Source organism: Myxosarcina sp. GI1(2024), assembly GCF_053543375.1.
The window spans coordinates 306,308-332,263 of the sequence record NZ_JBKGTY010000003.1 but is presented as its reverse complement, the minus strand read 5'-3'; the positions used below and the strand labels follow the sequence as shown (position 1 = coordinate 332,263).

General features: G+C 41.5%; 23 protein-coding genes and 3 pseudogenes. 14 read left to right on the top strand and 12 right to left on the bottom strand.

Annotated features, from left to right (window positions below):
• Positions 1–304: 304 nt before the first annotated feature.
• Both ACLFKQ_RS15125 and ACLFKQ_RS15120 read left to right on the top strand, forming a co-directional pair.
• Positions 305–508, top strand: a complete 204-nt coding sequence (locus tag ACLFKQ_RS15125; RefSeq protein ID WP_449000630.1) for a DUF4278 domain-containing protein — start codon at positions 305–307, stop codon at positions 506–508.
• Between the two features lie 89 nt (positions 509–597).
• Positions 598–1,239: a histidine phosphatase family protein gene (locus ACLFKQ_RS15120; protein ID WP_449000629.1), complete on the top strand. Its 642-nt coding sequence runs from the start codon at positions 598–600 to the stop codon at positions 1,237–1,239.
• Positions 1,240–1,410: 171 nt separating this feature from the next.
• Here the strand turns inward: ACLFKQ_RS15120 and ACLFKQ_RS15115 are convergent, their stop codons facing one another.
• From ACLFKQ_RS15115 to ACLFKQ_RS15100, 4 genes and pseudogenes are all read right to left on the bottom strand, one after another.
• Positions 1,411–1,839: a DUF29 domain-containing protein gene (locus ACLFKQ_RS15115; protein ID WP_449000628.1), complete on the bottom strand. Its 429-nt coding sequence runs from the start codon at positions 1,837–1,839 to the stop codon at positions 1,411–1,413.
• A gap of 49 nt (positions 1,840–1,888) precedes the next feature.
• Positions 1,889–2,109, bottom strand: a pseudogene (locus tag ACLFKQ_RS15110) (type II toxin-antitoxin system HicA family toxin).
• A gap of 5 nt (positions 2,110–2,114) precedes the next feature.
• A complete protein-coding gene (locus tag ACLFKQ_RS15105; RefSeq protein WP_449000627.1) occupies positions 2,115–2,321 on the bottom strand; it encodes a type II toxin-antitoxin system HicB family antitoxin in 207 nt (68 codons plus the stop codon).
• A gap of 288 nt (positions 2,322–2,609) precedes the next feature.
• Complete coding sequence (locus tag ACLFKQ_RS15100; RefSeq protein ID WP_449001044.1) at positions 2,610–2,927, bottom strand: DUF29 family protein; 318 nt, start codon at positions 2,925–2,927, stop codon at positions 2,610–2,612.
• A gap of 129 nt (positions 2,928–3,056) precedes the next feature.
• Here ACLFKQ_RS15100 and ACLFKQ_RS15095 point away from each other — a divergent pair, with 129 nt between their 5' ends.
• Positions 3,057–4,325, top strand: coding sequence for a class I SAM-dependent methyltransferase (locus ACLFKQ_RS15095; RefSeq protein ID WP_449000626.1), 1,269 nt, complete (start codon positions 3,057–3,059; stop codon positions 4,323–4,325).
• A 330-nt stretch (positions 4,326–4,655) separates the two neighbouring features.
• Here the strand turns inward: ACLFKQ_RS15095 and ACLFKQ_RS15090 are convergent.
• A pseudogene (locus ACLFKQ_RS15090) lies at positions 4,656–5,081 on the bottom strand (IS4 family transposase); the annotation flags it as partial.
• Between ACLFKQ_RS15090 and ACLFKQ_RS15085 the strand changes: the two are divergent.
• On the top strand, positions 5,052–5,177 hold the full coding sequence (locus tag ACLFKQ_RS15085; protein WP_449000625.1) for a hypothetical protein: 126 nt from the start codon (positions 5,052–5,054) through the stop codon (positions 5,175–5,177). The pseudogene ACLFKQ_RS15090 and the gene ACLFKQ_RS15085 overlap by 30 nt on opposite strands.
• Positions 5,178–5,366: 189 nt before the next feature.
• On the opposite strand, the gene mfd is transcribed toward ACLFKQ_RS15085, so the two are convergent.
• Positions 5,367–8,900: a transcription-repair coupling factor gene (gene mfd, locus ACLFKQ_RS15080; RefSeq protein WP_449000624.1), complete on the bottom strand. Its 3,534-nt coding sequence runs from the start codon at positions 8,898–8,900 to the stop codon at positions 5,367–5,369.
• A 386-nt stretch (positions 8,901–9,286) separates the two neighbouring features.
• Between mfd and ACLFKQ_RS15075 the strand changes: the two genes are divergently transcribed.
• The 5 genes from ACLFKQ_RS15075 to ACLFKQ_RS15055 all read left to right on the top strand — a co-directional run bounded on the left by ACLFKQ_RS15075 (position 9,287) and on the right by ACLFKQ_RS15055 (position 14,473).
• On the top strand, positions 9,287–10,636 hold the full coding sequence (locus ACLFKQ_RS15075; RefSeq protein ID WP_449000623.1) for a glutamate-cysteine ligase family protein: 1,350 nt from the start codon (positions 9,287–9,289) through the stop codon (positions 10,634–10,636).
• 377 nt (positions 10,637–11,013) lie between these two features.
• Positions 11,014–11,616, top strand: coding sequence for a hypothetical protein (locus ACLFKQ_RS15070; protein ID WP_449000622.1), 603 nt, complete (start codon positions 11,014–11,016; stop codon positions 11,614–11,616).
• A gap of 164 nt (positions 11,617–11,780) precedes the next feature.
• The gene (locus ACLFKQ_RS15065; protein WP_449000621.1) at positions 11,781–12,086 is read left to right on the top strand and encodes a hypothetical protein; all 306 of its coding nucleotides are present in this window, start codon (positions 11,781–11,783) and stop codon (positions 12,084–12,086) included.
• 178 nt (positions 12,087–12,264) lie between these two features.
• Positions 12,265–13,755: an Asp-tRNA(Asn)/Glu-tRNA(Gln) amidotransferase subunit GatB gene (gene gatB, locus ACLFKQ_RS15060; RefSeq protein ID WP_449000620.1), complete on the top strand. Its 1,491-nt coding sequence runs from the start codon at positions 12,265–12,267 to the stop codon at positions 13,753–13,755.
• 226 nt (positions 13,756–13,981) lie between these two features.
• Positions 13,982–14,473: a sigma factor-like helix-turn-helix DNA-binding protein gene (locus tag ACLFKQ_RS15055; RefSeq protein ID WP_449000619.1), complete on the top strand. Its 492-nt coding sequence runs from the start codon at positions 13,982–13,984 to the stop codon at positions 14,471–14,473.
• Between the two features lie 220 nt (positions 14,474–14,693).
• Here the strand turns inward: ACLFKQ_RS15055 and ACLFKQ_RS15050 are convergent, their stop codons facing one another.
• Complete coding sequence (locus ACLFKQ_RS15050) at positions 14,694–15,485, bottom strand: SAM hydrolase/SAM-dependent halogenase family protein (RefSeq protein WP_449000618.1); 792 nt, start codon at positions 15,483–15,485, stop codon at positions 14,694–14,696.
• Positions 15,486–15,578: 93 nt separating this feature from the next.
• Here ACLFKQ_RS15050 and ACLFKQ_RS15045 point away from each other — a divergent pair, with 93 nt between their 5' ends.
• Positions 15,579–17,051 (top strand): sodium-dependent transporter, encoded by a 1,473-nt coding sequence (locus ACLFKQ_RS15045; protein ID WP_449000617.1) that lies wholly within the window; start codon positions 15,579–15,581, stop codon positions 17,049–17,051.
• Between the two features lie 116 nt (positions 17,052–17,167).
• Here the strand turns inward: ACLFKQ_RS15045 and ACLFKQ_RS15040 are convergent, their stop codons facing one another.
• The gene (locus ACLFKQ_RS15040; protein ID WP_449000616.1) at positions 17,168–18,346 is read right to left on the bottom strand and encodes an alpha/beta hydrolase fold domain-containing protein; all 1,179 of its coding nucleotides are present in this window, start codon (positions 18,344–18,346) and stop codon (positions 17,168–17,170) included.
• 86 nt (positions 18,347–18,432) lie between these two features.
• Between ACLFKQ_RS15040 and ACLFKQ_RS15035 the strand changes: the two genes are divergently transcribed.
• Positions 18,433–19,395 carry an SDR family NAD(P)-dependent oxidoreductase gene (locus ACLFKQ_RS15035; RefSeq protein ID WP_449000615.1) on the top strand — a complete coding sequence of 321 codons (963 nt, stop codon included), beginning with the start codon at positions 18,433–18,435 and terminating at the stop codon, positions 19,393–19,395.
• 169 nt (positions 19,396–19,564) lie between these two features.
• On the opposite strand, the gene ACLFKQ_RS15030 is transcribed toward ACLFKQ_RS15035, so the two are convergent.
• Complete coding sequence (locus ACLFKQ_RS15030) at positions 19,565–20,347, bottom strand: heparin lyase I family protein (RefSeq protein WP_449000614.1); 783 nt, start codon at positions 20,345–20,347, stop codon at positions 19,565–19,567.
• 139 nt (positions 20,348–20,486) lie between these two features.
• On the opposite strand from ACLFKQ_RS15030, the pseudogene ACLFKQ_RS15025 reads away from it, so the two are divergent.
• The 3 genes and pseudogenes from ACLFKQ_RS15025 to ACLFKQ_RS15015 all read left to right on the top strand — a co-directional run.
• Positions 20,487–20,866: pseudogene (locus ACLFKQ_RS15025) on the top strand (IS1 family transposase); the annotation flags it as partial.
• Positions 20,867–20,895: 29 nt separating this feature from the next.
• Positions 20,896–21,069, top strand: coding sequence for a hypothetical protein (locus tag ACLFKQ_RS15020; protein ID WP_449000613.1), 174 nt, complete (start codon positions 20,896–20,898; stop codon positions 21,067–21,069).
• Between the two features lie 346 nt (positions 21,070–21,415).
• Entirely contained in the window at positions 21,416–22,402 is a 987-nt protein-coding gene (locus ACLFKQ_RS15015; protein ID WP_449000612.1) for a WD40/YVTN/BNR-like repeat-containing protein, read from the top strand.
• A 37-nt stretch (positions 22,403–22,439) separates the two neighbouring features.
• Here ACLFKQ_RS15015 and ACLFKQ_RS15010 read toward each other — a convergent pair whose 3' ends face one another.
• From ACLFKQ_RS15010 to ACLFKQ_RS15000, 3 genes are all read right to left on the bottom strand, one after another.
• Positions 22,440–22,868: a hypothetical protein gene (locus tag ACLFKQ_RS15010; RefSeq protein WP_449000611.1), complete on the bottom strand. Its 429-nt coding sequence runs from the start codon at positions 22,866–22,868 to the stop codon at positions 22,440–22,442.
• Positions 22,869–23,025: 157 nt separating this feature from the next.
• The gene (gyrB, locus tag ACLFKQ_RS15005) at positions 23,026–24,954 is read right to left on the bottom strand and encodes a DNA topoisomerase (ATP-hydrolyzing) subunit B (RefSeq protein WP_449000610.1); all 1,929 of its coding nucleotides are present in this window, start codon (positions 24,952–24,954) and stop codon (positions 23,026–23,028) included.
• Positions 24,955–25,746: 792 nt separating this feature from the next.
• A complete protein-coding gene (locus tag ACLFKQ_RS15000) occupies positions 25,747–25,953 on the bottom strand; it encodes a hypothetical protein (RefSeq protein WP_449000609.1) in 207 nt (68 codons plus the stop codon).
• Positions 25,954–25,956 lie beyond the last annotated feature (3 nt).

Below are 25,956 nucleotides of genomic sequence, written 5' to 3'. Positions count from 1 at the left end.
GTTGCTCGATGCAACTGAGTTTTTTAATTTTTGGCATTGCTGATTTCGGATATGATTTGCCCCCCTACCCCCAATTCTGGGGAAGAAAATCAATTACAAAGTACCCAATTATTCAAACAAGAAAACTATAATACTTCAATTCAGCAACGTTTAATTTTTTTTGTAGGCTGGATTAACTTCGTTCTCTTTGTTACCAATGTCATACAAATATGACATTCAATCTCAAGGCTGCAATTTTTGGTAATGTCGCACATAGATAAATAACAGTTACTTAAATTATTAAGGATTAAGGAGAGAGCGATTGATGCAGCTTACTTATCGTGGGATTAAATATCAAACTAACTTAGCGGAAATTGAGATCGAGAATAACCAACGAATTGACAAAAATTTTATTGCCGATCGCTCCCAGAAAATCTGCGGAAAATCAATTTGTTATTATACTTATCGTGGGATTAGTTATATTAAGTATCCCGTTTTCACTGCCAAGCAGATAAATTTTAAGATTTAATCATTGCAGTGCGATCGCCGAATTGCTCGATATAATAAATCTATCAAACTGAATATTTATACTCAATCACTTATAGTTCGAACGTCTATATGTCATCACAAACAGTGTGGATTGCCAGACACGGAAATCGTATCGATTTTGTCAACCCAGAATGGTTTAATACCGCTGCAAGACGTTACGATCCTCATCTCTCCAATGATGGTTTGCTTCAAGCCAGAGAACTGGGACAAAGGCTAAAACAAGAAAACATCAAACATATTTTTGCTTCTCCATTTCTACGTACCATTCAAACCGCTAACGAAGTCGCAGAAGTATTAGATCTATCAATTAAAATTGAAGCGGGATTGGGTGAATGGCACAATCCTGAATGGATGACAGAATTTCCTGAAACTCATCCTCCAGAACTATTAAAAGCAGAATTTCCCCGTCTCAACTGGAATTATCGATCTCTAATTATCCCTAAATATCCCGAAACCGAAGCTGAGGTAAATCATCGTACTGCAGAAACTGCGAGAAGGTTAGTTGCCAAGCACTCGGAAGATATACTGATCGTCGGACACGGTGCGTCTGTGTGGGGTGCTACTCAAGGCTTAATACCGGGATATCCAGTTTTTAATGTCTCTTTATGCTGTTTGGTAAAAATAGTCCGCAATGGCGATCGCTGGCAGCTAGAATTATGTGGCGATACTTCTCATCTCAGCCAGGTCGAAACGAAAGTTCGGTATAACTAAAAGTAATATTAAATAATTAAAGAAAGCATCATTACATCTTTAACGCTACTAGTTTTTAACAGTGGTTTTGTCATTAGCAGTAAAGCGATCGCTATTGATGGGTAAGTCTAATTCGAGTATCATACTTTACCAATCGTATTGTTAATTAATTGACTAAAGCGCGATCGCAATTCATCCAAAATATTCATCTGTCATAATTGTTTCTATATCCACTAAATTGTCTGTAGGAATAGAAAATTCTCGTTTCATTGCTTTAACTGATTTTGCGTACCAGTCAAGATAATTTTGTTCTAAATAATTATTCAAGCTGGGAGACTCTTCTAAAATACTTTTAATTTCTTCACGAAAATTAACTACTTCTTTTTCCCAACTACGCCGACTATATTCCTTCTCGCTATTCCAATACTTAAGTTTGAGAATATGCTCTATCAGTCTTTTAGTATAACTGCGTAAAGCACGTCTCTCACTGGCGGTCATATCATTAATTTCTTCAATTAGATTCTCCCAATCCATGTTTTCTAATTGTTTGTTTTGAATCGCTTTAATAATCTTTTGTCGCCAAAGGTTTAAGTCTTGATGATAAAGCTCTTTTAGTTGCATAGTGATTTAATAGTATTTGATTAGATTAAAGGCGCGATTGCATTATTGTCTATCGTGACTCCAGCAAATTATCTACCGTCGTGTCAATATCGCTGGCAATTTTTACAGCGTGGGTGATATATCTTTTCCTTTGTGAAATGGTACTGTCGTACCTCTACCATCTGGATGACGAAATTGCTTATGCGAACCTTTTTGGCGTATTTCTGCGAAGCCAAGATTCTTCAAGATTTTGACAACTTCTTGCGGCTTCAAAACGGGTATATTACCCATATTAATTAAATTGTAATTAGTTGCGTACCGACAAACTCTGTCTCAAAGTTAGGTGCGTCATCTTCTAAAAGCATCTCAATAACTTCTCTCAAGTTCTCTTGTAGTTCGTCTATGGTTTCTCCTTGAGAATGTGCGCCAGGAAAACCAGGAACATAACCGACGTATAATTTCGTATCGCGGTCTTTCTCAATAATGGCAGTGAATGTTTTCATCAAAGTTTAAAAGTTTGTTTTTATCTTACTGAATTTATTGGATGGTGCGATCGCACCTAAAATGTTGCCATGCCTCATCTTCTTTTAGAGTTGACCAATCTGTAAAAATCAATCGCACTTACACTAATTTTAATTTAGGTTATCCAACTGTCTTTACGACTCGACTGTGTTGCGATCGCTCACGATATTTTGTGAGACAAAGCGATCGCTATTGATGGGTAAGTCTAATTCGAGTATCATACTTTACCAATCGTATTGTTAATTAATTGACTAAAGCGCGATCGCAATTCATCCAAAATATTCATCTGTCATAATTGTTTCTATATCCACTAAATTGTCTGTAGGAATAGAAAATTCTCGTTTCATTGCTTTAACTGATTTTGCGTACCAGTCAAGATAATTTTGTTCTAAATAATTATTCAAGCTGGGAGACTCTTCTAAAATACTTTTCTGCTCAGATCGAGTTTTCTTCTCTCTATACTTATCTAACTGTGAGCTTCGTTTCGAGATTCCAGATGGTTTGAGTTGAAGCGTTTTTGAGGACAAGCACTTTGGCAGGAGCAGGCGAGCTCTGTTGTTGTCAAGAGTGAGGAAGTGGCAGAGCACAAGTTTGCATACTAAAACCACATTTTGAATCACTCTGAGTTAAAATTTTCCAGTAATGGAGCGAGCACTAATTATCTTTTTATCTTTGATAGGAACAGAGCAGAGGGGGCTATGAACAGGAAAATTATCATGGACTTCATTAATGTTAGAGAATTAATTCAGCGATATGTGGAACGAGCACTAATTATCTTTGATAAGAACAGAACAGAGAGTGCTACGAAGAAGGAAACCAACATGGACTTCATTGATGTTAAAAAATTAATTCAAAAATATGACGTAAAAGAACATGCAAAGTTAGCTGACCGTTACTTTCAAGGATTTGAGCCTACTAGCCCACAACTCTACAAGCCTTTTATGGGGACTGACGCGATTCAACTTATCCCGAAATTGGGAGTCGTACTTAGCAATTTGGATTTTTTTCCAGAGATGCGAGTTCTTGACTTTGGGGGGGGTACTGGCTGGCTTGCCCAATCTCTGGCTATGATGGGCTGCGAGGTGATTTGCTCGGATGTGTCAGCCAAAGCGTTGGCTCTCGGTCAACAACACACTCAAGCAAAGTATCCTGAAATTTACGACCGTATTTCTTATCAGCAATTTGATGGTTTTAATATAGAGTTTGAAGATGAGTTTTTCGACCGAATAGTATGCTTTGACTCATTTCATCACATTCCAAATCAAGAGCAAGTTCTTCGTGAGTTTGCACGTGTTCTAAAGAGAGATGGAATTGCTGTTTTTTGCGAGCCTGGTCCACAGCATTCTCTTACGCCAGCCTCTCAGATGGAGATGAAAAATTTCAATGTAATTGAAAACGATATTCATATTGAGGAAATTTGGGACATTGCAAAAAAGGTTGGATTTAAAGATATCAAACTATCTGTGTTTACTCTCAAACCTACTTTATGTTCACTTTCAGAGTTTCAATCATTAAGGTCCCATCAAACAGCTAGCGATCTTCTTCATCATATGTACAAAACATCTTTTAAGCCAATATGGAGCGATACTCGTCTTTTTGTCCTTTATAAAGAGCCCAAGATTCATGATAGTCGTTGGACTGACGGTTTAAGTGCTAAGATTACAGCATCTATCTTTGATGAGGGAAGCAGCTACCTCATCTCCGGTAGGGTAGTCAATACGGGATGGGCGCAATGGCGTTCTTCAGGCTCTGAAACAGGTGCGGTCAATGTCGGAATATCCTTGATGATGCTGAATGGCACGTATAATCAAGACTTCAAACGCATTAGTTTTTTAGATCGTCCCGCTCCTCAAGGCTATGAAGGGACATTTTCAACTCGCCTTCCAAAAGATAGAGTTGAAGATGCTGAGATTTATCTAGATTTGGTGGCCGAACAGGTCACCTGGTTTGACCCAATCTGTAACACAAAGCTTCGGCTTAAGTAAGGCATAAGTCTCAAGCAATTGTGAAAGAGGCTTTTAAGTGAATCTAGTTGATAAATCTCCTGCAAGAGCTTTCAGTCATCACTAAAGTATAGCGATCGCTGTTGATGGGTAAGTCTAAGTTGTGAAACTGAACTTCCAGTTGAAAAAAACGAAGAAAAGCTCGCGCTGAGGGCGTTTGGGTGATTTTGCAAACGCTCCTGACTGGGTAGAATCGCTCTAAGGCTTTATTGAAGGGAGTTTTAAGACGACCGCGTATAAGAAATTATCATATAGCGATCGCTTAAATTTGTCAATGCCCATTGGTGACAAGTTAAGCATAAAAGCTAGTTGTCAAGAGGGAAAAGGAGATAAATCAAGAGGTGGTTTGGCTCTTCGCAGACGAAAGGATTTAACTATCCCCAAGTCGCGATTTTCAGGTGCGGTTAAATAAGTAATCAAGTTAGTCGCCAAACCTTGATTCAAAGCCTGGGTAAAATGATAAATCCCACGAAAAACCATTTCGACGGAAATCTGCTCAAATGGTAAAGTCAATTCGTCGGCAACCTCATCGGATAAATCAACTAAAATGACGTAAAACAGCCAGGTAGCCCAGAGTTGCAATTTAATACCGTTAATGGAACCAGTCCATAAATAACTTAAACCCAAGAGGCGTTTGAGTAACAGAAAAGTTTCTTCGATTCGCCAACGACGGGAATACAAGTCACCAATGACATAAGGAGTTAAAACATGAGGTTCGAGCACGGAAGTCAGATAATTTGGTTGATTAGTAGCTTTTTAAAGCTTTCTTCTGATTCGGTAATTTCAATTTTTAGTACTCCAGACATAGCTCAATTTACTAGCGATCGCTCTTAAGTATTTATAACATTTTTTGATCCAATTGGTATTACATGGACACATACACGAGCACTAATAGCTAAAACCCTTGCAGAGCAAGGATTTTAGAAGAAGATAGTACAAATGTCTAGGAAGTTCAGTTAAAAGATCTAATAATTAAGTAAGATCAATCTCATAGTAGAGAATCTTTACATGAAGCGATCGCGCCTACACCAACTCTAACTCTGGTAAACCTTTATGAATCGCACCAAGCCATTCAATCAAGTTATCTAACTGCTTTTGTGGCTTAACTACACCCAAACCGCGTACGATGACTTTTTTGGGTGCATAGACAAAGCGGGATTTTAGGTGAGAGGGAATCTTTTCGGCAAGCAGATTCCAGGCGGGTTCTGCCATCGGGGTTTCTAAGACAATGTTTTGTTGTCCTTCGGGTTTGATACGGGAGAAGCCTATAGCTTTAGCAATTTGCTTGAGTTCCATTACCTGGATTAATTGCTGAGTTGGCGCAGGAATGCTGCCATAGCGATCTTCCCATTCGGCAGCGATTTGCAGTAGTTCTTTTTTAGAAGTGGCGGTAGCAATGGCGCGATAAGCATCCATTTTTTGATCGGTATCGGGGATGTAGTCGGCAGGGATGAAGGACGTAAGTTTGAGATCGACTTGGGTATCTTCGACCTTAGGTATTTCTTGCCCCTGAATTTCTTGGATAGCTTCTTGTAACATTTCCATATAGAGATCGAAGCCAACAGTAGTCATTTGTCCCGACTGTTCGGCACCCAAGAGATTACCTACGCCGCGTATTTCCATGTCTCTGGTTGCTAGTTGATATCCCGAACCCAACTGGGAAAATTCCTGTAATGCCCTGAGTCTTTTTCTGGCGGTATCGGAGAGGGTTTGTTTGCCTGGATAGAGTAACCAAGCGTGTGCCTGTACGCCCGATCGCCCGACTCTACCTCTTAGCTGATATAGTTGCGATAGACCAAATCTTTGTGAGTCTTCGACGATAATCGTGTTAACCCGAGGAATGTCTAATCCAGATTCAATAATCGTGGTGCAAACCAAAATATCCGCTTCCCCGTTACTAAAAGTCAGCATCGTAGACTCTAATTCCGATTCTGGCATCTGTCCGTGCGCGATCGCAATTCGGGCACTGGGAATCATCTCCCGTAGCTGTGCACTAGTTTCTTCAATGCCTTCCACTCTGGGAACTACATAAAATACCTGTCCTCCTCGATCTAATTCGTTGCGGATGGCGTTTCTGATTACTTCGGGGTTATAAGGAGAAAGATGGGTTTTAATCGGGCGACGAGAAGGGGGTGGAGTGGTAATCAAACTCATTTCCCGAATTCCCGATAGAGACATATACAAAGTACGGGGAATAGGAGTCGCTGAGAGAGTTAAAACGTCTACCTGAGATTTAAAGGCTTTGATTTTTTCTTTTTGATTGACTCCAAAACGCTGTTCTTCGTCTACCACCAACATTCCCAAATTTTTAAACTTGACATCTTTATTGAGTAACTGATGAGTACCGACAACCACATCTAATTCTCCCGTAGCTAGACGCTGCATGATTTCTTTTTTCTCGGCAGGAGTACGGAAACGATTTAATAAGCCGACATTTATTGGATAGGGGGCAAATCTTTCTTTGAGGGTGTGATAGTGCTGCTGCGTCAGAATAGTAGTAGGGGCTAAGAAAGCCACCTGTTTGTTACCGCTGGTAATTACTTTGAAAATAGCCCGAATTGCCACTTCGGTTTTACCAAAGCCCACGTCACCACATACCAGACGATCCATCGGGCGATCGCTCTCTAGATCGATTTTGATATCTTGGGTGGCTTTGAGTTGATCGGGTGTAGGTTGATAGGGGAAAGAATCTTCTAGTTCCTGCTGCCAGGGATTGTCGGGAGGATAGGCATAACCGGTTTGTTTGGAACGTTTGGCGTAGAGTTTTAATAAATCTACTGCCAGTTTCTTAATCGATTTACGAACTTTAGTTTTAGTTTTCGACCAAGAAGCATTTGCCATTTTGTTGAGTTCTGGCGGACGGCTTCCCGTCTGACGAAAACGTGATAGCATATCCAAAGAATCGGCTGGGACGCGCAAAGTGCCATCGGCGTACTGCACCACTAAATATTCTCGATTAGATAGAGGTTCGAGTTTGAGAAACTTACCGATGCCGTGATGTTTGTGAACTACATAATCCCCAGGACGTAATTTGTCTAAATCAACTTTTTTAGAAGCGGCGCGGCGACGTTTGCGAACGTAGCTGGCAGTGGCTAGAGTGTGCTGTCCAAAAAATTCTCTGTCGGTAACGACGACAATGCGAAAGGTAGGTAAGATAAAGCCCGATAGTTCTGCCAAACCAGAATATTTTAAAGCGACTGCCGTATCTTGTATCTGGGCTTTGTCGATCGCTCGATAATCGCGAGGATTGGGGATAAACTGTACTGGACAGTCATGTTCTTGTAACAGTGAAACCGAACGGGATGGTTGGGCAGAAATCAGCCAGGTTCGATAGTTCTTTAAGGTCATCTGGCTATAAATTTCTCGTTTACCTCTGAGGATGGCGGCGAGTTTGCCAAACTGATGGGGGGTAATGGGAATAGGACGGCTATTGAGGTTGTGAATTGAGACTGTCTCGGGGTTACTTATTGGTAAATGGGGGTGTTCTTCGGCAATTTCTGAAAGATAGATCCGAGAAAACCGTTCGGTATCCCCCAGACAGTTTTGAAAATTGCTGTGGATTTTGGGTAAGCTTGGCTCTAGACTTTGCCACTGTTCCTCAGCTAATTTAATCCAGCGATCGCTGTGTGCCTGACACTGTTCGATTTCGTCGAAGGCAATCAAGGTATTTTCTGGTAAATAATCTAAAAGAGAGGCGGGGTTACCAAAAGCAAATCCTAAAAAACGTCTCATGCCTTCGGAGGGAATGCCTTCGGTAAAACTCTCTAATTCTGCATCGGATAAATAATCATCGATATTTTTATTGGCTGCTAAAATCTGGTTGGCAACGATCGTCGAAAAAGAAGTCGGCGTTAATAATAATTGCTCGATTTTATCTAAAGATCTTTGGGTAGCAGGATCGAACTCCTGAAGCCGTTCCAACTCATCTCCAAACCACTCCAACCGTACGGGTAATTCGGCTGAAACGGGAAAAATATCGACAATATCTCCGCGTCTACTCCACTGTCCTTCCGTTTCCACTAAGGAAACCCGGTCGTAACCCAATCTGGCTAAAGATTCGTCTAACTGCTTTGTTTCCAAACCCATGCCTCGTTGCAGTCTCAAACAATAGGCTTGAAATACCTCTGGCGGTGGTAAGTGGGGCTGTAGCGATCGCTCGGTGGCAATAATTGCTAATGGCTGTTGTCCATTGCCCGAGCTCTCATTAACAATTGATGACCGATTACTGATAACTGACAATACTTGCATCTGACCCCAAACGATCTCCGATTCGGGGTCGAAAGGGTCATAGGGGGAGGCTTCAGAAGTAGGATAGAAATTTACCGTCTGCCAGCCCATCGCCTCTAGTTGCGCTGCCCAGCGACCAGCGTCTTCGAGTGTAGGACAAACCAGCAATAAATTTTTGCCTTCTGCTCGTGCCAAACCAGAACTAACAATGCCTTTAGGTAGGCGAGGAATACCATTAAGCAGCAAAGATTGTTTTTTATTGAGTTTTCCAGTTAATTCTCTAGTTAAAGGTGATTTTTCAACCGCACGAACGATAGATCCAAAAGCCATAACCGATAAAAAATTAACAATAAAGTGACGAATAACAGAGGATATATTTAGTAAGTCCAAACCAGAGCCCAACAAGCATACCGCTCGGTCTAAATATTAGTATAAGTATATTAATTAACCTCGTTAGATAGGCATTTCCCAATTTAACTTATGGTATCTCTGGGTAGGTGATGTATATCCGTCGATTTTGAATTTGGTTGAGTTCTAGCATAGTGATGCAGTTGTTACAAATTTGGAGAAGTTTAACAATTATTCTCTATTGTGAATGAAAATTTCAGACGATAATAATTACTGGGCAATTTTCCTGTCACAATCTTGATAAAGTTTGAGGATTGAGGCTCCACGCTCTACTCCTTAGATAAAAAATACCTTTACTAAATAATGATATGGCGCTCGATAACTCTCGTCTCGGTTTAGAACAAGAATTTTTCATTGTCGATGCTGAGGGTTTTTTATCCAATCGCGCCGATGAATTTTTGCATGGCTGTCAGGAGATAGCCAAGTTACAAAATCGTCCAGTTTCATGCTTCGATCCTGAATTTGTCAAAAGTATTGTCGAGATTAATACCGTCCCAGCAAACAATCTTAACGAATTAACCCAAGAATATCTCGAGCTACTGCAAATATTGCTCGAAGTCTCTCGACAGCTAAACTTAAGACTTTATCCTCTCTCTACCTATCCTTTGTACGTCACGCCAGTAATGAGAGATAAACCCAACTATCACTTGCAAGTACGTACGGTTGGGGCAGGAAGATTCGACCATGCCGCCAAATGTACTGGCACTCACATTCATTTAGACCTACCCGAAGGTGTAGTAGATCGCCGAGTCGGTATATCTTACAATTCTTCTCCCGAAGCGCGATCGCTACTGATTAATCTCTACAATTTGGCTACTGCTTTGGATGCGGCAATAATTACTTTGTCTCGTGCCTGCCCTTTTTATGATGGTAAAGTAGCAGGAAAAGCCTTGCGAACCATTCACTATCGTGGTAGTCCTCAATTTGCTTGGGAGGGGGTTTATACTTACTTGCAAACAGTAGGTGGTTTGCTGCCTTACGTAGAAACTACAGAGAAGCTGATCGAACAGTTATTCAATCGCTATCATTGTTGGCTACAGGCAATGGATCGCGCTGGAGTAGACAGAGAAATTTTTTTAAATTCTGGCGGCGAACTACTAACCGCAGGTTGGAATCCCATTCGACTTAATTCCGTTGGTACTGTCGAACTAAGAGGAATGGACAGCAACTATCCTGAAGTTGTCCTAGCACTGGTCGCTTTAATTTCAGAAGCCGCCAATCGAGTGCGCCGTGAAGGTATAATCGTCAGACCCCAACCTGGAATTAAAACCTTCAAACTACAGGGAAAAGAGTTAAGAGTGCCCGAATTTGACTATCTTAACAGCAAATTACTCTATGCTGCAGTTACAGAAGGTATAAACAATGCCGCAGTTAGAGATTATCTCGATTCAATTTTAGAATTTAGTTTTCATCATAGTGAACTGTCCGATCGCCTGGCACAATTCAAAACGGCATTGGGCAAGTATACTACCACTGAAGCTCAACTACTGGCAAAGTTTCCGACAACCACAGGTGAAATATCTCGAGAAGATGGTTTGGCTTTAGTTCGTTATTGCTGCGATCGCCTAGAAGAACAGGTAAATTATCTTTGCGATCGACATTCAGCCGAAAATGCTTTATTTTCCAGTTTGGATGAAATAGGTAAAAATAATTCTTAATGTAATTTACTTTAAAACATTATCAATCTCTTAACTTCGGCTGGCACTGCGTATATTATCAAAACTAAAATTAAATAAAATAATATTAAGTAATTTCTAAGTTTAACACTTTTTTTAATTGCCAAAGAGTAATACTTTATACAAAACAGTTATTAGTTCGATGAACTCCCAGTTATTAAGATAGGAATTTTGAAGGAAGAAAAATTTAATGGTTTGAGGAGTTGATTTCTTAGAGAGTTTAATTAGTTTAGTAATGTTCGTGGCGTGACATTTGCACGATTGCTACTCAAACCTCATATTTCTTAATACGGTGGGCAGAACTTCTGTTTGGGCTGAGTATTTAGCATATATAGTTTATACAGTCGGAGGCTATTGTTATGGTTACTTCATTTACTTCCGATAGCGATCTTGAATTTAGTCCTGCTGTACAGGGTACAACTATAGAAGCTTTGATGGGTGATGATACTCTAGTAATCATCGGCTCTGGTAGCCAAGATAATACTATCTATGGTGAAAATAGCGATGAGATAAGCAGATCGGTAGCAGCAGATGATGACAGACTGATAGTTGTTGGCGGTGACAATAATAATAACGTTATCGTTGGTGATGCAGAAAATCTGGTTAATAATGCCATGGGTGGAGACGACCTGTTATTTATTAATGGAGATAACAGTGATGACAATCAAATCTTTGGTGACGCAGAAGTCAGTTTATCAAACTCATCTGGTGGTGACGACCTTCTAGTAGTCTTCGGTAGCGATAGCGATCGAAATGAGATCTATGGCGATGCACCCTTATTAGAAAATGATTCGTCTGGTGGTAATGACCGTCTACAAGTCTTTGGAAACAACAATACGAATAATACTGTCTCCGGGGATGGAATTCTTCGCAATTCACAAGGTGGCAACGACTCCATAATTGTTGAAGGAGATGGCAATAACAACAATATTATATTATTTACGGTGAAGGAGAGGAAATAGATAATTCAATTGCCGGCAATGATAGCATCATAATTACTGGCGATGGTAACACTGTTTACGGTGACGCTCTTAACGCGAGCGGCAACTTCCAAGGGGGAGATGATACCTTAATTGGCTCTGGAGGAGTTAATACTTTTTATGGTGATTATGGTGATGTATTAGATATGGGAACGATTGCCGGCGGTAAAGACACCTTTGTAGTGATGGAGGGGTTTACCGACCAAGAAGGTAGTGACAGCGAATACAACATCTTCAAAGACTTTCGTTCGGGAGAAGACATCATCGGACTTGCAGGTGGTCTAACATTCGACGATCTCAGCTTTGGAGTCAATTCGGATACGACCATCGTATCCATTGCTGACACTAGCGACGTACTAGCCTGGGTTGAAAACACAGTTGAAGGCGGAATGACTACTCTGACAGCGGATGACTTTACACTATATAGCGAACTCTATTGGATTTGTAGCTAGCAGTTAAAACGGTCAGAGGGCTGTTGCTAAATTTAGTTTGGGTGACAGTCCTTTAGTTATAGATTGGCAATAGTAGAAACCGATCGCACATACAGTAATGCTCTGACTGTCTTGGCATCGAGCGAACCAGATAAAATAGATAGAAATACGATTTACTATCTACAAAATAGCTAAACTTATGACCAGTGCTGCACCAGCCAAGACCGAATACGAAGCAATAATCGGATTAGAAACCCACTGTCAACTCAATACCGAAACTAAAATTTTTAGTCGCGAATCGACGAAATTCGACCCAGAGAACCCCAATACCAACATTTCGCCGATATGTTTGGGATATCCTGGAGTACTTCCAGTATTGAATGAAAAAGTTTTAGAATACGCAGTCAAAGCAGGATTAGCTCTTAACTGTCAGATCGCACCATATAGTAAATTCGATCGCAAACAGTATTTTTACCCAGACTTACCGAAAAATTACCAAATTTCTCAATACGATCTGCCCATTGCCGAACATGGCTGGATTGAAATTGAAATCGTCGAAAAACCCAACGCCGAACCAGTGAAGAAAAAAATCGGTATTACTCGCCTACACATGGAAGAAGATGCCGGAAAATTAACTCACGGAGGAAGCGATCGCCTAGACGGCTCGTCCTATTCTTTAGTAGACTTTAACCGTGCTGGGGTACCTCTATTAGAAATCGTTTCCGAACCCGATTTACGTTCCGGAAAAGAAGCGGCTGAATATGCCCAAGAAATACGCCGCATTATGCTTTACTTAGGAATTAGCGACGGCAAAATGCAAGAAGGATCCCTCAGATGTGATGTTAATATCTCGGTGCGTCCCGTCGGTCAATCAGAATTTGGTACTAAGGTAGAACTCAAGAATATGAACTCTTTTAGTGCCATTCAAAAAGCGATCGACTACGAAATTAAAAGACAGATTGAGGCGATCGAAAATGGCGAACCAATCTATCAAGAAACTCGTCTCTGGGAAGAAGGATCGGGACGGACTAAAAGTATGCGACTTAAAGAAGGCAGTAGTGACTATCGTTACTTTCCCGAACCAGATTTACCACCCATCGAAGTATCTCAAGAACAGCTAGAAAAATGGCAAGCAGAATTGCCCGAACTACCGGCTCAAAAACGCCATCGTTACGAGTCCGAATTGGGACTATCGGCTTACGATACGAGAGTGCTTACTGACGACCGTTACGTAGCCGAATATTTTGAAGCGGCGGTAACTGCTGGCGGCGATGCCAAACAGGTAGCTAACTGGGTCATGGGAGATATTGCTGCTTATGTTAACAGCAATAACCTAACCATTTCAGAAACTGCTCTTAAACCAGCAATGCTGGCAGAATTAATTTCTCTAATTGCCGATGGTACGATTAGCGGCAAAATCGGTAAAGAAATCTTACCAGAACTTTTAGCTAAAGGTGGTTCGGCAAAAGAACTGGTAGAGAGAAAAGGACTGATTCAAATCTCCAATACGGGAGAAATTGAAAAAATTATTGATGAAGTCCTCAGCGCACATCCCAAAGAACTAGAACAATTCCGCAATGGTAAAACCAAACTCAAAGGTTTCTTTGTCGGACAGGTAATGAAGAAAACTAGCGGACGTGCCGATCCCAAATTGACAAATCAATTGTTAAGTAAAAAATTACAGAGATAAAAAAAGTAGGGGTGTTTCATGAAACGTCTCTACCAAAATTTCTGTCACAGATTGAATGCCTCTCTCGTCTAAGTTAATAGATTCTCCAACTTGAGGCAAAGATCGTGACGGAAAGAATTAACTAAAGACAAGTCGAGCCTAAGGCATACAAAGCGGTGTTGGGTCTAGAACAATATTTAGCTCAAAGCGGCTTAGATAAAAAAATTATATCCCTGTAGGAACGTGGTTGCCAGAACCAATAGTCGCTCGCACCGATGAACCTAGTGAAATAGTTGAATTAGCTGATTCTTTATCTATCGCCTTTCTGGTAATACTAGAAAAGTTATCCCCCGTAGAAAGAGCGGTATTTTTACTGCGAGAGGTTTTTGAGTATGATTATGATGAGATTGGTAAAATTGTGCGCAAAAACTCTGCTAACTGCCGTCAAATTGTCAGACGCGCCAGACAGCATCTCGGAAACAATCGTTCTCGATTTAGTACTACGCTTCAGCAACAGGAACGATTGGCGAGAAAACTTATTGCCGCTTGCGCTCGCGGCGATTTACCGGGATTAATCGAGCTATTGGCAGCAGATATCACCATTTGGTCAGATGGAGGCGGTAAAGTTAAGGCATTGCTCGAACCAGTGCGAGGTACGGCAAAAGTCGCTCGTATTTTAATCGCTTTACGTCGTAGCAAGCTCATTCCTAACTATAAATTCAGAGCTAGTTATAGTTAATAGTCAAATAGGCATAATGGATTCTATTGAGGGCAGCATTCAAAACGTGGTTACTTTTGAGTTTGGCGAGCGCCACATACATTCAATTTATTTTATGAGAAATCCTGATAAACTAAGGCATATTCAAGTCCCCAAATAAAAAAAGCTCTCGAAAATTGACGGTCGAGTAGCTAAAAATTAATCTAGAAGTTATTCGCAATTGCTGTTTCTATTAACAAGATTACGATTTTGAATAAGATATCTGACGATTGACTTTGGGTTTGGCAAAGCGTTCCCAGGCATTACCACCGCGTAAGAACAACTCCATCCAGACTACTTTCTCGCCATTTTTGCGGTGCCAACCAGAACTACCTGGTGCAAAGGCGAGAGTTCCTTCGGGGACGCGAAAGCTACCGTCGGAATAAACAGCATCGCTAACCACGTCGCCAACGCGGACTACGACTTTTTTAGATAGAGGTAGATCGACGCTGCTGGCTGGTATGGTAGTTTTAATATTGCCATAGCCATCAACCCAAGCTACGCGATCTAAGGGTGGATCGGGAATTGCTTCTGGTGCGATCGCATCTCCTAGCAGACTATAATCCTGCATGGCGATCGCTGCTGCCGCTTGAGGAAATACATCGCGAGAGCGAAACTGGGAACCTCCCCGAGACACTTCAATGTTATTAATTTGCACGGCTTCTTCTTTGACAAATGAAAGAGTGTAACCCGCCAAAACTCCCACAATTTGTACTCCATTACTTAGCTTGACGTAGGTCAATCCTTCTCCTTCATTGTCGGGACGCGCTTCGAGATTGTCTTGGCGAGGAGCGCAGTTATGATAGATTAGGCGATCGGATGCACCGGGATTGAGACCGAGTTGAGCAATCCAAAATCCTGTTGCTAAGGTACTAAAAGGCGGTACACTCAAGCAATAAATTTGAGCAGAGGAAAGCTTTTGATTTAAGCGTTGGCTGACTTCAGCAAATGCAGGATCTCCAATACCGTAATCACCAATAAGATTAATCAACATCGGTCGTTTTATAGCGATAGTTTCTTTCTCATATTATTCTCTAACGCCAGATATCAGTTAGATTGAACATAATTTTGTATAGGAGACGCTCGAATGACTCGTCAACGTTGGGCTTCAAGAACAGTTTTTATTCTCGCTGCGGTTGGTTCTGCTGTCGGTTTGGGAAATGTCTGGCGTTTTCCCTATCTGGTAGGGAAATATGGCGGAGGGGCTTTTTTGGTTCCCTATCTGATTGCTTTACTCGTGGTTGGAGTGCCCCTACTAATGTTAGAATTTGCCGTCGGACAAAAGATGCAGCAAGGAACGGTTGGTTCATTTCGTCAATTAAACTCTAACTTTGGCAGTTTGGGGATTTTTGCGTTAATTTCGGGTTTTATTATCGTTTCCTACTATACCGTAGTTATGGCTTGGTGCTTAATATATCTTCTAGCGTCTGTTCGAGTCCCCTGGTCGAGTAATTCAGAAGCCTATTTCTATCAAAATGTTTTGCAACTCAGCGATCGCGTCAGTGCTTTTGGCGGTATTAATTGGCAGGTTCTACTCGCCTTGGTTGTAGTGTGGCTCGCGATCTATTGCTGCGTTTGCCGGGGTACAGACAGCGTCGGAAAAGTCGTGATCTACAGCGTTCCGCTACCGGTTTTGTTACTATTTGCCTTGTTGATACGAGCGGTAACTTTACCCGGTTTTTTAAGCGGCTGGCAGGTCTATTTAACCCCAAACTGGAATTCGTTGAGAGTTCCTGAAGTTTGGACTGCTGCTTTTTCTCAGATTTTTTTTACTCTTACTCTAGCTTTTGGAATCATGATAGTCTACGGCAGCTATAAAGATAGGGAAGATGATATTGCTAAAAATACTTGGTTGACTGCATTAATTAATAGTGGCATCAGTTTGTTTGCTGGCTTTGTCGTTTTTGCCATTCTCGGCTATATGAGCCTACAAACTAATACTCCCGTAACCGAACTAGCAGCATCGGGTCCTGGGTTAGCTTTTGTCGTGTTTCCCGAAGCTTTAAGTTTGATGCCTCTTCCCTGGCTGTTTAGCCTGATGTTTTTTGTCATGCTCTTTTCACTGGGAATTGACAGTGCCTTTTCTATTGTTGAGGCTTTAAATGCCGCGATTTTGGACGAACGCAGTGACTGGCAAGTATCGCGAGTTGCAATAGGTGTTTGCTGCCTGGGATTTTTAGCTGGAACTATTTATACTACTAAAGCCGGACTGTATTTTTTAGATGCGATCGATCATTTTGTAACTAACTATAATTTAGTCTCAATCGGAATTTTTCAGACAATTTTAGTCGGCTGGCTCTATGGCAGTGAGAAGCTGAGAAGATATATAAATAGTGTCAGCGAATGGCAAGTGGGAAAATGGTGGAATTTTTCTATTAAATATCTGGTTCCGATTATTTTGGTGGCTCTACTTGCCGCTCAATTTTCTACCGATCTTCGAACTCCCTATGGAGGTTATCCTAGTTGGTTGTTAGCGCTCGGCTGGTCTACAGTCTCGATTCCTTTATTGATGTTCGTAGTTTTACTAGTGGTGAACGGTAGAAAAAAACAGGAAAACTGAGAGGCAAAGGAAAGGGGTAGACTGGGAGACTTGGATAAAATTTATTCCTACTTCTTTGCGCTTTCTACTTTCTACTTTTTTATACTCGGTGACTCCCGAAAGTCGCTTCGCTCCTACTACCTGGTAAATGCCCATGCCAAAAAGCGTTCGGTGTAATACAGGGCAAGCTGATTGCCAACTCCTGCAAATACGGCATCAAAAGCGTGTTCTGCCCAAGGAATTTCTAGCAAAATGGCAAGACTATCCGTCTCTTGGAATTCAGCGTATAATTGCCTGCCATATTTTGCCTGCACTAAGTGGTCGCGTACTGGGTAAATTAACAGTGAAGCAGGCAGATCGGACTTAACATAATTAATTGGAGACGCTTGCTGGTAAAGCTCGGCAACTGATTCGGCAGTTCCTCCTAAAAAATTTTCTAGAACTTCACGGGTATGGATCGGATCGGGAACGGGTGGATCGCGGTATCCTTCAGGTAAATTAGTAGGTCCATAATAATTAACTACTGCTTTAAACTTGATGGCATCTGGTTGATAAGCGGCAAGCATTGCCAGATGTGCTCCTGCGGATCGCCCTACTAAAGCCAGGCGATCGCAATCTATTTCTAAAATATCGGCGCGGTCTTTGATGAATTGTAAGGCTGTTTGAACATCTTTGAGTTGGATGGGAAATTTGTATTGAGGTGCATGGCGATAATCAATGGCGATGACCGTGTAACCTCGTGCTGCCATGTAACGGCTAAATGTCTGGTAATTATTGGGATTGCCTTGTCGCCACGCTCCGCCATAGATAACGATAATTCCCGGATTTTTACCTAACTGTAAGGGACGGTAAGTGTTTAGTTTGAGTTCAACTCCATCGGGACTAGCAAAGTTAATCCCCTTTTGTACCCGCACTTGTTTTAGGGTAATGCCGCGAAAAACATCGGCTAGGATAAACGGTCGCGGTCGCATTTGCGACTTTACTGCTTGAGGTATCTTATCTAAATAATCCGTTCCCAAGGCTGTCTCCATAGCTGCGGCAAACTGGCGATTGACTTGGGGCAACTGGATTAGGGGCAGTAAACTCAGACCTAGAGCCAGCAGACTAGCAGCTAATACCACACCAAATAGAAGATAACTATAATGAAGTTGCAAGATAGCGATAACTACGGCGATCGCATTAATTCCAACTAGCCAAGGACTAACTTCGGGAACTACTACACCTAGAGGTAGAAGAAAATAGTTAGGAGCGGGGACTATAATCCAAATACTGAGGAATAATCCTATGCCACTTAACAGTAAAGAGATAAACTGCAAGACCGCTAAAACCTCAAATCAATTTATCGAATAATTTGCTTAAATTATTTTGACACGGTTATCTATTATTACGCTCGACAGCAATCATGACCGACCTTAAAGATAAGATCGCATTAGTTACCGGTGCAACACGAGGCATCGGTAAGGGTATTGCCATCGGTCTGGGAGAAGCTGGTGCTACTGTATATATCACTGGTCGTAGTCTCGAACGCTCCAACGATCGCGAAGTATCTGGCAGTTTGAGGGAAACTCAGCTAGCTGTAGAAGAAGTTGGTGGTGTTTGTGTTCCCGTCCAGGTAGACCATAGCAACGATCGACAGGTGAGACAACTATTCGAGCGCATTCATGAAGAACGGGGACGACTGGATTTACTCGTCAATAATGTTTTTTCCGGAGTTCGGGCACTGAGAAATTCCTATGGCAAACCCTTCTGGAAGTCGGAGATCGGACTGTGGGATGCGGTAAATAATGTCGGACTTCGCAGTCATTATGTTGCCAGTGTTTTAGCAGCGCGTCTGATGAGTGAAGGCGGATCGGGACTGATTGTGACTATTTCCTCTTGGGGTAGCATGTCTTACATTTTTGGTGCTGCTTACGGTGCGGGTAAAGCAGCTTGCGATCGCTTGGCGGCTGATATGGCGGAGGAGTTAAAACCCGATAATATCGCTTCGATTTCGGTCTGGCCGGGAATTGTGGGTACGGAACATATTACTAATTTTGCCGCCCAAATAGATGAAGCCGATGCTAGTGCGACTTTTGGCAACGGTTACAATTGGGAAAGTCCTTTACTAGTGGGTAGAGCGATCGCCGCTTTAGCTGCCGAACCTAATATCATACGCCGCACGGGTAAGGTTTGCGTGGTAGCCGAAGTTGCCGAAGAATATAATTTGGTCGACCGAGATGGAGATCGCCCCGTTTCCCTGCGTTCTCTCAAGTTTTTGCTGCCTTTTGGTTTACCCGCACTAAGAAAATATATCTGGCTGATACCAAATATCAAGGTTCCCTGGTTTTTGCTACTTTGGGGAGTGCTTAAGTCACCAAAAATTTAATTTTTAGGCTTACCAATAAAATTCACAGATCGAGATTAATATGACTTAAGTAGTACTCAGGTAGTAAGCAGATACACCCGTTTAGAATGACATTCAAAACTTCACCCCACTTATCTCTCACCCAGCAGTAGCAGCTTAGGGAGCTAAATAAATTGATAGCAGATGATGTTTAGTCTGAGTTTATCCTCCTCAATGAGGATACTTCTTCATAAGAAGAACTGGCATCCCCTACTTTTACATCGTCAATATAGACAACCCGCGAGCCGTTTCCGGGATCCCCTGTATAAACGCCCATTTTCCACAAGCCTGGCGACCGCAGCGAATTACGTGTCAGCGGTCCAGTATACTTCATAAATTGCTTGCCATTTAGCCAGCCTTCCATGAAGCCGGTACGACCCGTACTTATCTTAAAATGGAGAATCATTTCATTCCAGGCATCGAAATTTATACTACTGCTATAGGACTTACAGAGCATTTTGTTTCCTGACCCCGGATAATAAAGCCGGTGGGAAAATTTCCCGTCCGGCGTAAAGCCATAGGTTATTTTCCTCGCAGGGCCACAAGTCCAGTCCTGCGTTTTGTCAGCATGTGCTGCGCCTACACTGACATTTTGATGAAAAAGAGTATAATCTTTTCTTCCGGGTTTTAGGTCCTCTCTTTTAACGTAGAAACTAAAGCCAGCCCAATATTCTTTCTCTTTTTTCGGAATGAAAATGGTTGCTTCGGCGCGTTCGCCGCAATTGTCGACGGCAGTACGCATGCTGTGTTTACCACTTTGCGCAACTTCGGAACTAACGTCGATACTGGCACATTCCGTAATCTGGGTACGTTCGAGCCCGGAAAGTCCGTTTTCAAAATCAAGAGATTTTAAAAGTTTTGCTTGGGTGGGGGTGGCTAGGTGAAAAAACAGTATCACCAACAAAGAGCTAAAGAAAAAAATTATGCGGGTCATGACAATGTCGGATTAACTGGAGACAAAGATTGTAACGAGATAATGATTCAACTATTGCCCAAACAGATAGAAATAGTCATCAGTAAAACTACACAATCAAATTAAATCAGAAATCAACTAGTAGGCCGCGTTCCATCAAAGTAGTGGCTTGATTTTAGAGGCTTGGGTGGGAAAGCATACGGATTGCTTTTTAGAAGAGTTAGTAGTTATCACTGAAGGGAAAGCTGACTGTGTAAATACTGGAACAGACAATGGTGGGGATACGAACGAGTTTTAGGAGAAAAATATGAGCATTATATGGGCAAAGATAAAACTCAACGTCTAGAACGAACTAATGGTATTGTCAGACAGCAAACTGATAGGTGGCATCGAGGACAAAATAGGTTTGGCAAGATATGGGAGCAAACAGAAATAACAACCAGATTGGTGGTGGGTTATTTCAATTGGATCCGATCCAATATTAAATGGGGAACCACAGCAGCACAAAGGGCTGGATTAACTGTTCAACAATGGAGTTAGAACGATCTCGATAGTTATCCAACAGTTTTTTGACTCAGGATCCGATCGCCGCTTTAGCTGCCGAACTCAACATCATGCGCCGCACTGGTAAGGTTTGCATGGTAGCCGAAGTTGCCGAAGAATATAATTTGGTCGACCGAGATGGGGAGCAGGAGCACCCCGTTTCCTTACGTTCTCTCCAGTTTTTGCAGTCTTTTGATTAGCCACACTGAGAAAATACACCTGGCTGATACCAAATATCAAAGTTCCCTGGTTTTTGTTACCTTGGAAAGTGCTTAAGTCACCAAAAATTTCATTTTAAGCTTACCAACGATCGAGGCTAAACCGCCTCCATATAGAGAACTGGAGTTTTAGCCAAATCCCTTTTCCCTTTGCCTCTTGCCCTTGTATCTTGAATTTAGTATCTCAGATATTGATACTTTAGAAAAAGTAGAAAAATAAAAAACTACTGGTTTCAAAGTAGACGCAGTTTAATACGACTCAGGTCGTAGTTTGTTGAGAATTTATATTACTACCATAGATATATAGTATCGATAAAAATTATTCAAGATGGTTACTACAAAACAACAATCGGGGGAAACTTCCAAACCTTCCTCAGGAAAAACTACTATTTTACAGGCGATCGCGGCAACGGCTGAAGGTTTGTGGTTTTATAAAGATTCTCAGCAACATCTAGAACTCTCTGGACATCAGATTAATGCCCTCGCCTATAATAACGATGGACTTTGGGTAGTGAGAGACTCTAAATCGGTCTGCTGTCGTACTGACAATGGCAAATGGACTGAAGTAGCTTCTGTTAAAGACCTACAACTGAACTGCATCCTACCACTAACAGAAAAAGTTCTCGTAGGAACCTCAGAAGCTCATCTAGCCTGGATTACGGATAGTGGCATCGATTTTATTGACAGCTTCGATCATATTGAAGATCGCTCTAAGTGGTACACACCTTGGGGCGATCCTCCCGCAGTTCGCACTCTTGCGATGTCGTCGCAGAACGATCTCTATGTCAACGTCCATGTAGGGGGGATTCTCCGCTCCACAGATTGGGGGAAATCATGGCAGCCAACGATTAACCTTGAAGCCGACGTTCACCAAGTGATAACCGTAGACAGTCATCCCAACTTAGTCTTGGCAGCTACAGGACGGGGTTTGGCTATTAGCAGAGATAAAGGTAATTCCTGGCAATTCGAGCGGGATGGACTTCATTCTAGTTATGCACGGGCTGTAGCAGTTTGCGATAACCAGATTTTGATGAGTGTATCTGACGGTCCTCGCGGCTGCAGAGCGGCAATTTATCGGCTTCCACTTGCTGGTTCGGGAAGATTTGAAAAATGCCAGCAAGGTCTACCTCAATGGTTTTCGGGCAATATCAACACCAAAAATCTAGTTGCCCTAGAAAATACAGCTGCTTTCGGTACTAATGAAGGTGACATATTTGTCTCGGAGAATGCCGGTTCAACTTGGAAACAGTTGGTAACGGGACTGTCTTCAATTAACTGCTTGGGTCTATACTTAAAATTTGGCGATCGCCAATAAGATGTGAAATAGAAAAATTTTTAACCAATCAGTCAAACTATTCTGCCATGAGGCGACGTAGCTTAGCTTGTTGTTCGGCAAACAGTTCCATTTGTTGAGATGTCTCTTTTAATGCCGACTGAAAGTGACTGACATCGCTACCGTAACCACATAATTTAGCTGCGTTTTCGACTCCAGAAGAGGCATTTGCTCTAGCACAGTCAATCAACTCAGAACCAGTGAGAGGTTCTGTTCCTGAAAGTAGCTTTTCTAAGGACTCGCCCCAAAAAGCACTAAGAGTACAAATTTGCTCATCTTGGCGGTCGCTTACCGACCAGCGGTACATCACTGATTGAGGATCTATGCCAACTTCAATTAACTTAGCTCCTATATAGTATTGCATTTGTTTTAAAGTTTTTTGCCTGACTGCCATTGGCTGGTTCTTTTTTATCGTACGGTTGAGATGAGCTTGAGTATGCTTAGACATTTATTAACTTGGCGTAGGTGAATGCGTAATGCTTTGAAGTAATTCGATAGCTCCACTCCAGCGGACAAAAAATAGCGCGATCGCAGACAAATAATCTGGTTTTCTTAGAGCTATCGGAAACATCAACAAACCATAGGCAATGAGATAATGACACAAATTAGATATCGAGATCGTCAAGGTCTAATTTAGGTGCATGAGTTTCGATAAACTCCCGTCTGGGTGCGACGCGATCGCCCATGAGAACGGTAAATATTCTATCGGCTTCGGCTGCATCTTCAATTTCTACCTGCTTCATCATCCGAGTTTCGGGGTTCATCGTGGTATCCCAAAGCTGTTCTGGCATCATTTCACCCAAACCTTTAAATCTTTGAATCGAATAGTTAGCATTTGCCGGTAACTCACTGATGCGCTGCTGTAAGTCGCGATCGCTATAGCAATAGTAATGATTGCGTCCCCGTTCTAGTTTGTACAATGGCGGACAAGCAATATATACATAGCCTTGGTCTACTAGTTCCCGTTGATAGCGATAGAAGAAAGTCAGCAGCAGCGTTCTGATGTGTGCCCCGTCAACATCGGCATCAGTCATAATGACGATGCGATGATAGCGTAGTTGAGAGGGATCGAATTCTTCTCCTTTAATACCCAGTCCTAAGGCGGTAATCATCGACTGAATTTCGGTATTTTTGTAGATTTTGGCATCATCAGTCTTTTCAATATTGATGATTTTACCTCTTAAAGGCAATATTGCCTGAAACTGTCGCGATCTTCCCTGTTTTGCCGAACCACCAGCACTATCACCTTCAACGAGAAAGATTTCTGACTCTCGAGGATCGCGAGAACTACAGTCTGCTAATTTACCAGGAAGGGGCGAAGATTCCAAAACCGACTTACGGCGGACTAATTCTCTGGCACGTCTGGCAGCTTCGGCGGCTTTAAAAGCTTGAACGGCTTTTTCAATAATCGCATCGCCAACATTCACATTAAAGTCTAAATACTCGTTTAACACTTCCCCTACTAGGGAGTCGACAATGCCTCGAACTTCAGTGTTACCTAGTTTGGTTTTGGTTTGTCCTTCAAATTCTGGTTCTGGAACTTTAACCGAAATTACTCCCGTTAGACCTTCTCGTACATTTTCACCGCCTAAGTTAGCCTCGCTGTCTTTAATTTTATTGCGCTTGCGGGCATAACTATTCATAGTTCTGGTTAGAACCGTTTTCAGACCTTCTAAATGAGTACCACCATCGATCGTACGGATATTGTTGGCAAATCCCAACAGGTTATCGCTATAGGCATCTATACACCACTGCAAGGCAACTTCAACGTTAACGCCATTTTTTTCTCCTGCCACATAAATAATGTCTTCATGGAGTGGCTGTTTTTCTCTAGTCATGTAGGTGACATATTCTTTAATGCCACCTTCATAACAAAATACGTCTTGACGGATTTCTGCTTCTCGCTTGTCGGTAAAAGTTATTTTTATTCCCGCATTGAGATAGGCTAACTCTTTTAACCGTTTTGCCAAAATTTCATATTCAAAGGTGGTAGTCTCAGTAAAAATAGTCCTGTCTGGTAAAAACCTGACTGAAGTTCCAGTGCGTTCGGGGTTTTGTTTATTGGGTGTTACTTTTAACTCTCCCCGAGCAATACCTCTTTCGTAGCGTTGGACATGGATCTGTTTTTCTCGCCAGACGGTTACTTCTACCCATTCCGACAGAGCATTGACTACGGAAACTCCGACTCCGTGTAAACCACCAGAAACTTTGTAGCCACCGCCACCAAACTTACCACCAGCATGTAATACTGTCATTACCGTTTCTAGAGCAGACTTTCCAGTTTTAGTATGAATGCCTGTAGGTATTCCTCTGCCATCATCGGTTACAGAGATCGAGCCATCGGTTTCTAGCTCGATTTCTATATGAGTGCAATAACCAGCTAGTGCTTCGTCGATTGAGTTATCTACTACCTCATATACTAAATGATGCAGTCCCTTTGGTCCCGTAGAACCGATATACATTCCCGGACGCTTGCGTACTGCCTCTAGTCCTTCTAAAACTTGAATCTGATCTGCACCGTAACTGCTAGTCATGTAGTGTCTCCAAAAATTGGCTTTAAGCTTAAGTTTGGCTGCATTATAATAAAATACTCAAAAATTTTAGCACAAAAGCTTTGTAGACCGCCTCAGACCAATCTGAAAAGGTTTTCAATTTGGGATAGACCCCTAATAAATTGGTACTCGAAAACAACTCGACCAATCCCTAAAGTCTCTCAAGACTATCACCCAAGCAATCGTAAATGAAATTAAGGAAAAATCCAAGTAAAATCTCAGAAATAACTTTAATTTAGCTACTTTTATTGCTAAAAAAATCCTAGCTGTTTTAATCTTAAGATTTTAGCTAGGAAATTATATAAGCTTGGAAATATTTATGCCGAATTTAACGGCTTGTTTGTCAATCAGAATCGTAACTGGCTCGTTACTAAATGTAATAACTGATTGAAAACTAATAGGCGGGGAAAACCACCTACTAAATAAAACATTTGAGAAACGAAAAGCATTAATCCAAGTATTTTCATGGTCGGCTAAATTCGTAATCGTGTGTAAGAGAGAACAAAACAAATCAAAATTTGTAAAAATTAGATAATTTTGCCTAAAATTCAGCACGAACATTTAAATGTTTATAGCGATCGCGATCGCATATATTAGCATTCATTCCAGACAAATCATCTATTTCAATCACATATTAACATTAAATTTAAGAACCGCTAGTATTAAATATACACAAATAACACAAATACAATAATCCTTTAAAAAAATAGGCAGCTTCTTTACAAAAACTTTATAAAAATAGTGATGAGTAAATGAAAAAATAGATTGAGAAAATTAGTTAGTAAACTTTACATTGAATTTATAAAAAAATAGCAACCAGGTTAATAAAATTATTTTGAGCGATGAAGGAGCAAAAAATAGACTGAGAACCAAACCCAGAGTAGCTACGATCGCCGCAGATAGCGCTTTGATTTCTTCAGTTAAAACTATATTTAAATAGCTAGCGATCGTAGTGAGAGATATAGTTACCAGTAAAACCATCCT

Excerpts from the sequence above, each read along its gene's own strand:
- ACLFKQ_RS15125 (WP_449000630.1), top strand. The coding sequence starts at position 305 with ATGCAGCTTACTTATCGTGGGATTAAATATCAAACTAACTTAGCGGAA.
- ACLFKQ_RS15120 (WP_449000629.1), top strand. The coding sequence starts at position 598 with ATGTCATCACAAACAGTGTGGATTGCCAGACACGGAAATCGTATCGAT.
- ACLFKQ_RS15115 (WP_449000628.1), bottom strand. The coding sequence starts at position 1,839 with ATGCAACTAAAAGAGCTTTATCATCAAGACTTAAACCTTTGGCGACAA.
- ACLFKQ_RS15105 (WP_449000627.1), bottom strand. The coding sequence starts at position 2,321 with ATGAAAACATTCACTGCCATTATTGAGAAAGACCGCGATACGAAATTA.
- ACLFKQ_RS15095 (WP_449000626.1), top strand. The coding sequence starts at position 3,057 with ATGGACTTCATTAATGTTAGAGAATTAATTCAGCGATATGTGGAACGA.
- ACLFKQ_RS15085 (WP_449000625.1), top strand. The coding sequence starts at position 5,052 with ATGAGGTTCGAGCACGGAAGTCAGATAATTTGGTTGATTAGTAGCTTT.
- mfd (WP_449000624.1), bottom strand. The coding sequence starts at position 8,900 with ATGGCTTTTGGATCTATCGTTCGTGCGGTTGAAAAATCACCTTTAACT.
- ACLFKQ_RS15075 (WP_449000623.1), top strand. The coding sequence starts at position 9,287 with ATGGCGCTCGATAACTCTCGTCTCGGTTTAGAACAAGAATTTTTCATT.
- ACLFKQ_RS15070 (WP_449000622.1), top strand. The coding sequence starts at position 11,014 with ATGGTTACTTCATTTACTTCCGATAGCGATCTTGAATTTAGTCCTGCT.
- ACLFKQ_RS15065 (WP_449000621.1), top strand. The coding sequence starts at position 11,781 with ATGGGAACGATTGCCGGCGGTAAAGACACCTTTGTAGTGATGGAGGGG.
- gatB (WP_449000620.1), top strand. The coding sequence starts at position 12,265 with ATGACCAGTGCTGCACCAGCCAAGACCGAATACGAAGCAATAATCGGA.
- ACLFKQ_RS15050 (WP_449000618.1), bottom strand. The coding sequence starts at position 15,485 with ATGTTGATTAATCTTATTGGTGATTACGGTATTGGAGATCCTGCATTT.
- ACLFKQ_RS15045 (WP_449000617.1), top strand. The coding sequence starts at position 15,579 with ATGACTCGTCAACGTTGGGCTTCAAGAACAGTTTTTATTCTCGCTGCG.
- ACLFKQ_RS15035 (WP_449000615.1), top strand. The coding sequence starts at position 18,433 with ATGACCGACCTTAAAGATAAGATCGCATTAGTTACCGGTGCAACACGA.
- ACLFKQ_RS15030 (WP_449000614.1), bottom strand. The coding sequence starts at position 20,347 with ATGACCCGCATAATTTTTTTCTTTAGCTCTTTGTTGGTGATACTGTTT.
- ACLFKQ_RS15015 (WP_449000612.1), top strand. The coding sequence starts at position 21,416 with ATGGTTACTACAAAACAACAATCGGGGGAAACTTCCAAACCTTCCTCA.
- ACLFKQ_RS15010 (WP_449000611.1), bottom strand. The coding sequence starts at position 22,868 with ATGTCTAAGCATACTCAAGCTCATCTCAACCGTACGATAAAAAAGAAC.
- gyrB (WP_449000610.1), bottom strand. The coding sequence starts at position 24,954 with ATGACTAGCAGTTACGGTGCAGATCAGATTCAAGTTTTAGAAGGACTA.
- ACLFKQ_RS15000 (WP_449000609.1), bottom strand. The coding sequence starts at position 25,953 with ATGGTTTTACTGGTAACTATATCTCTCACTACGATCGCTAGCTATTTA.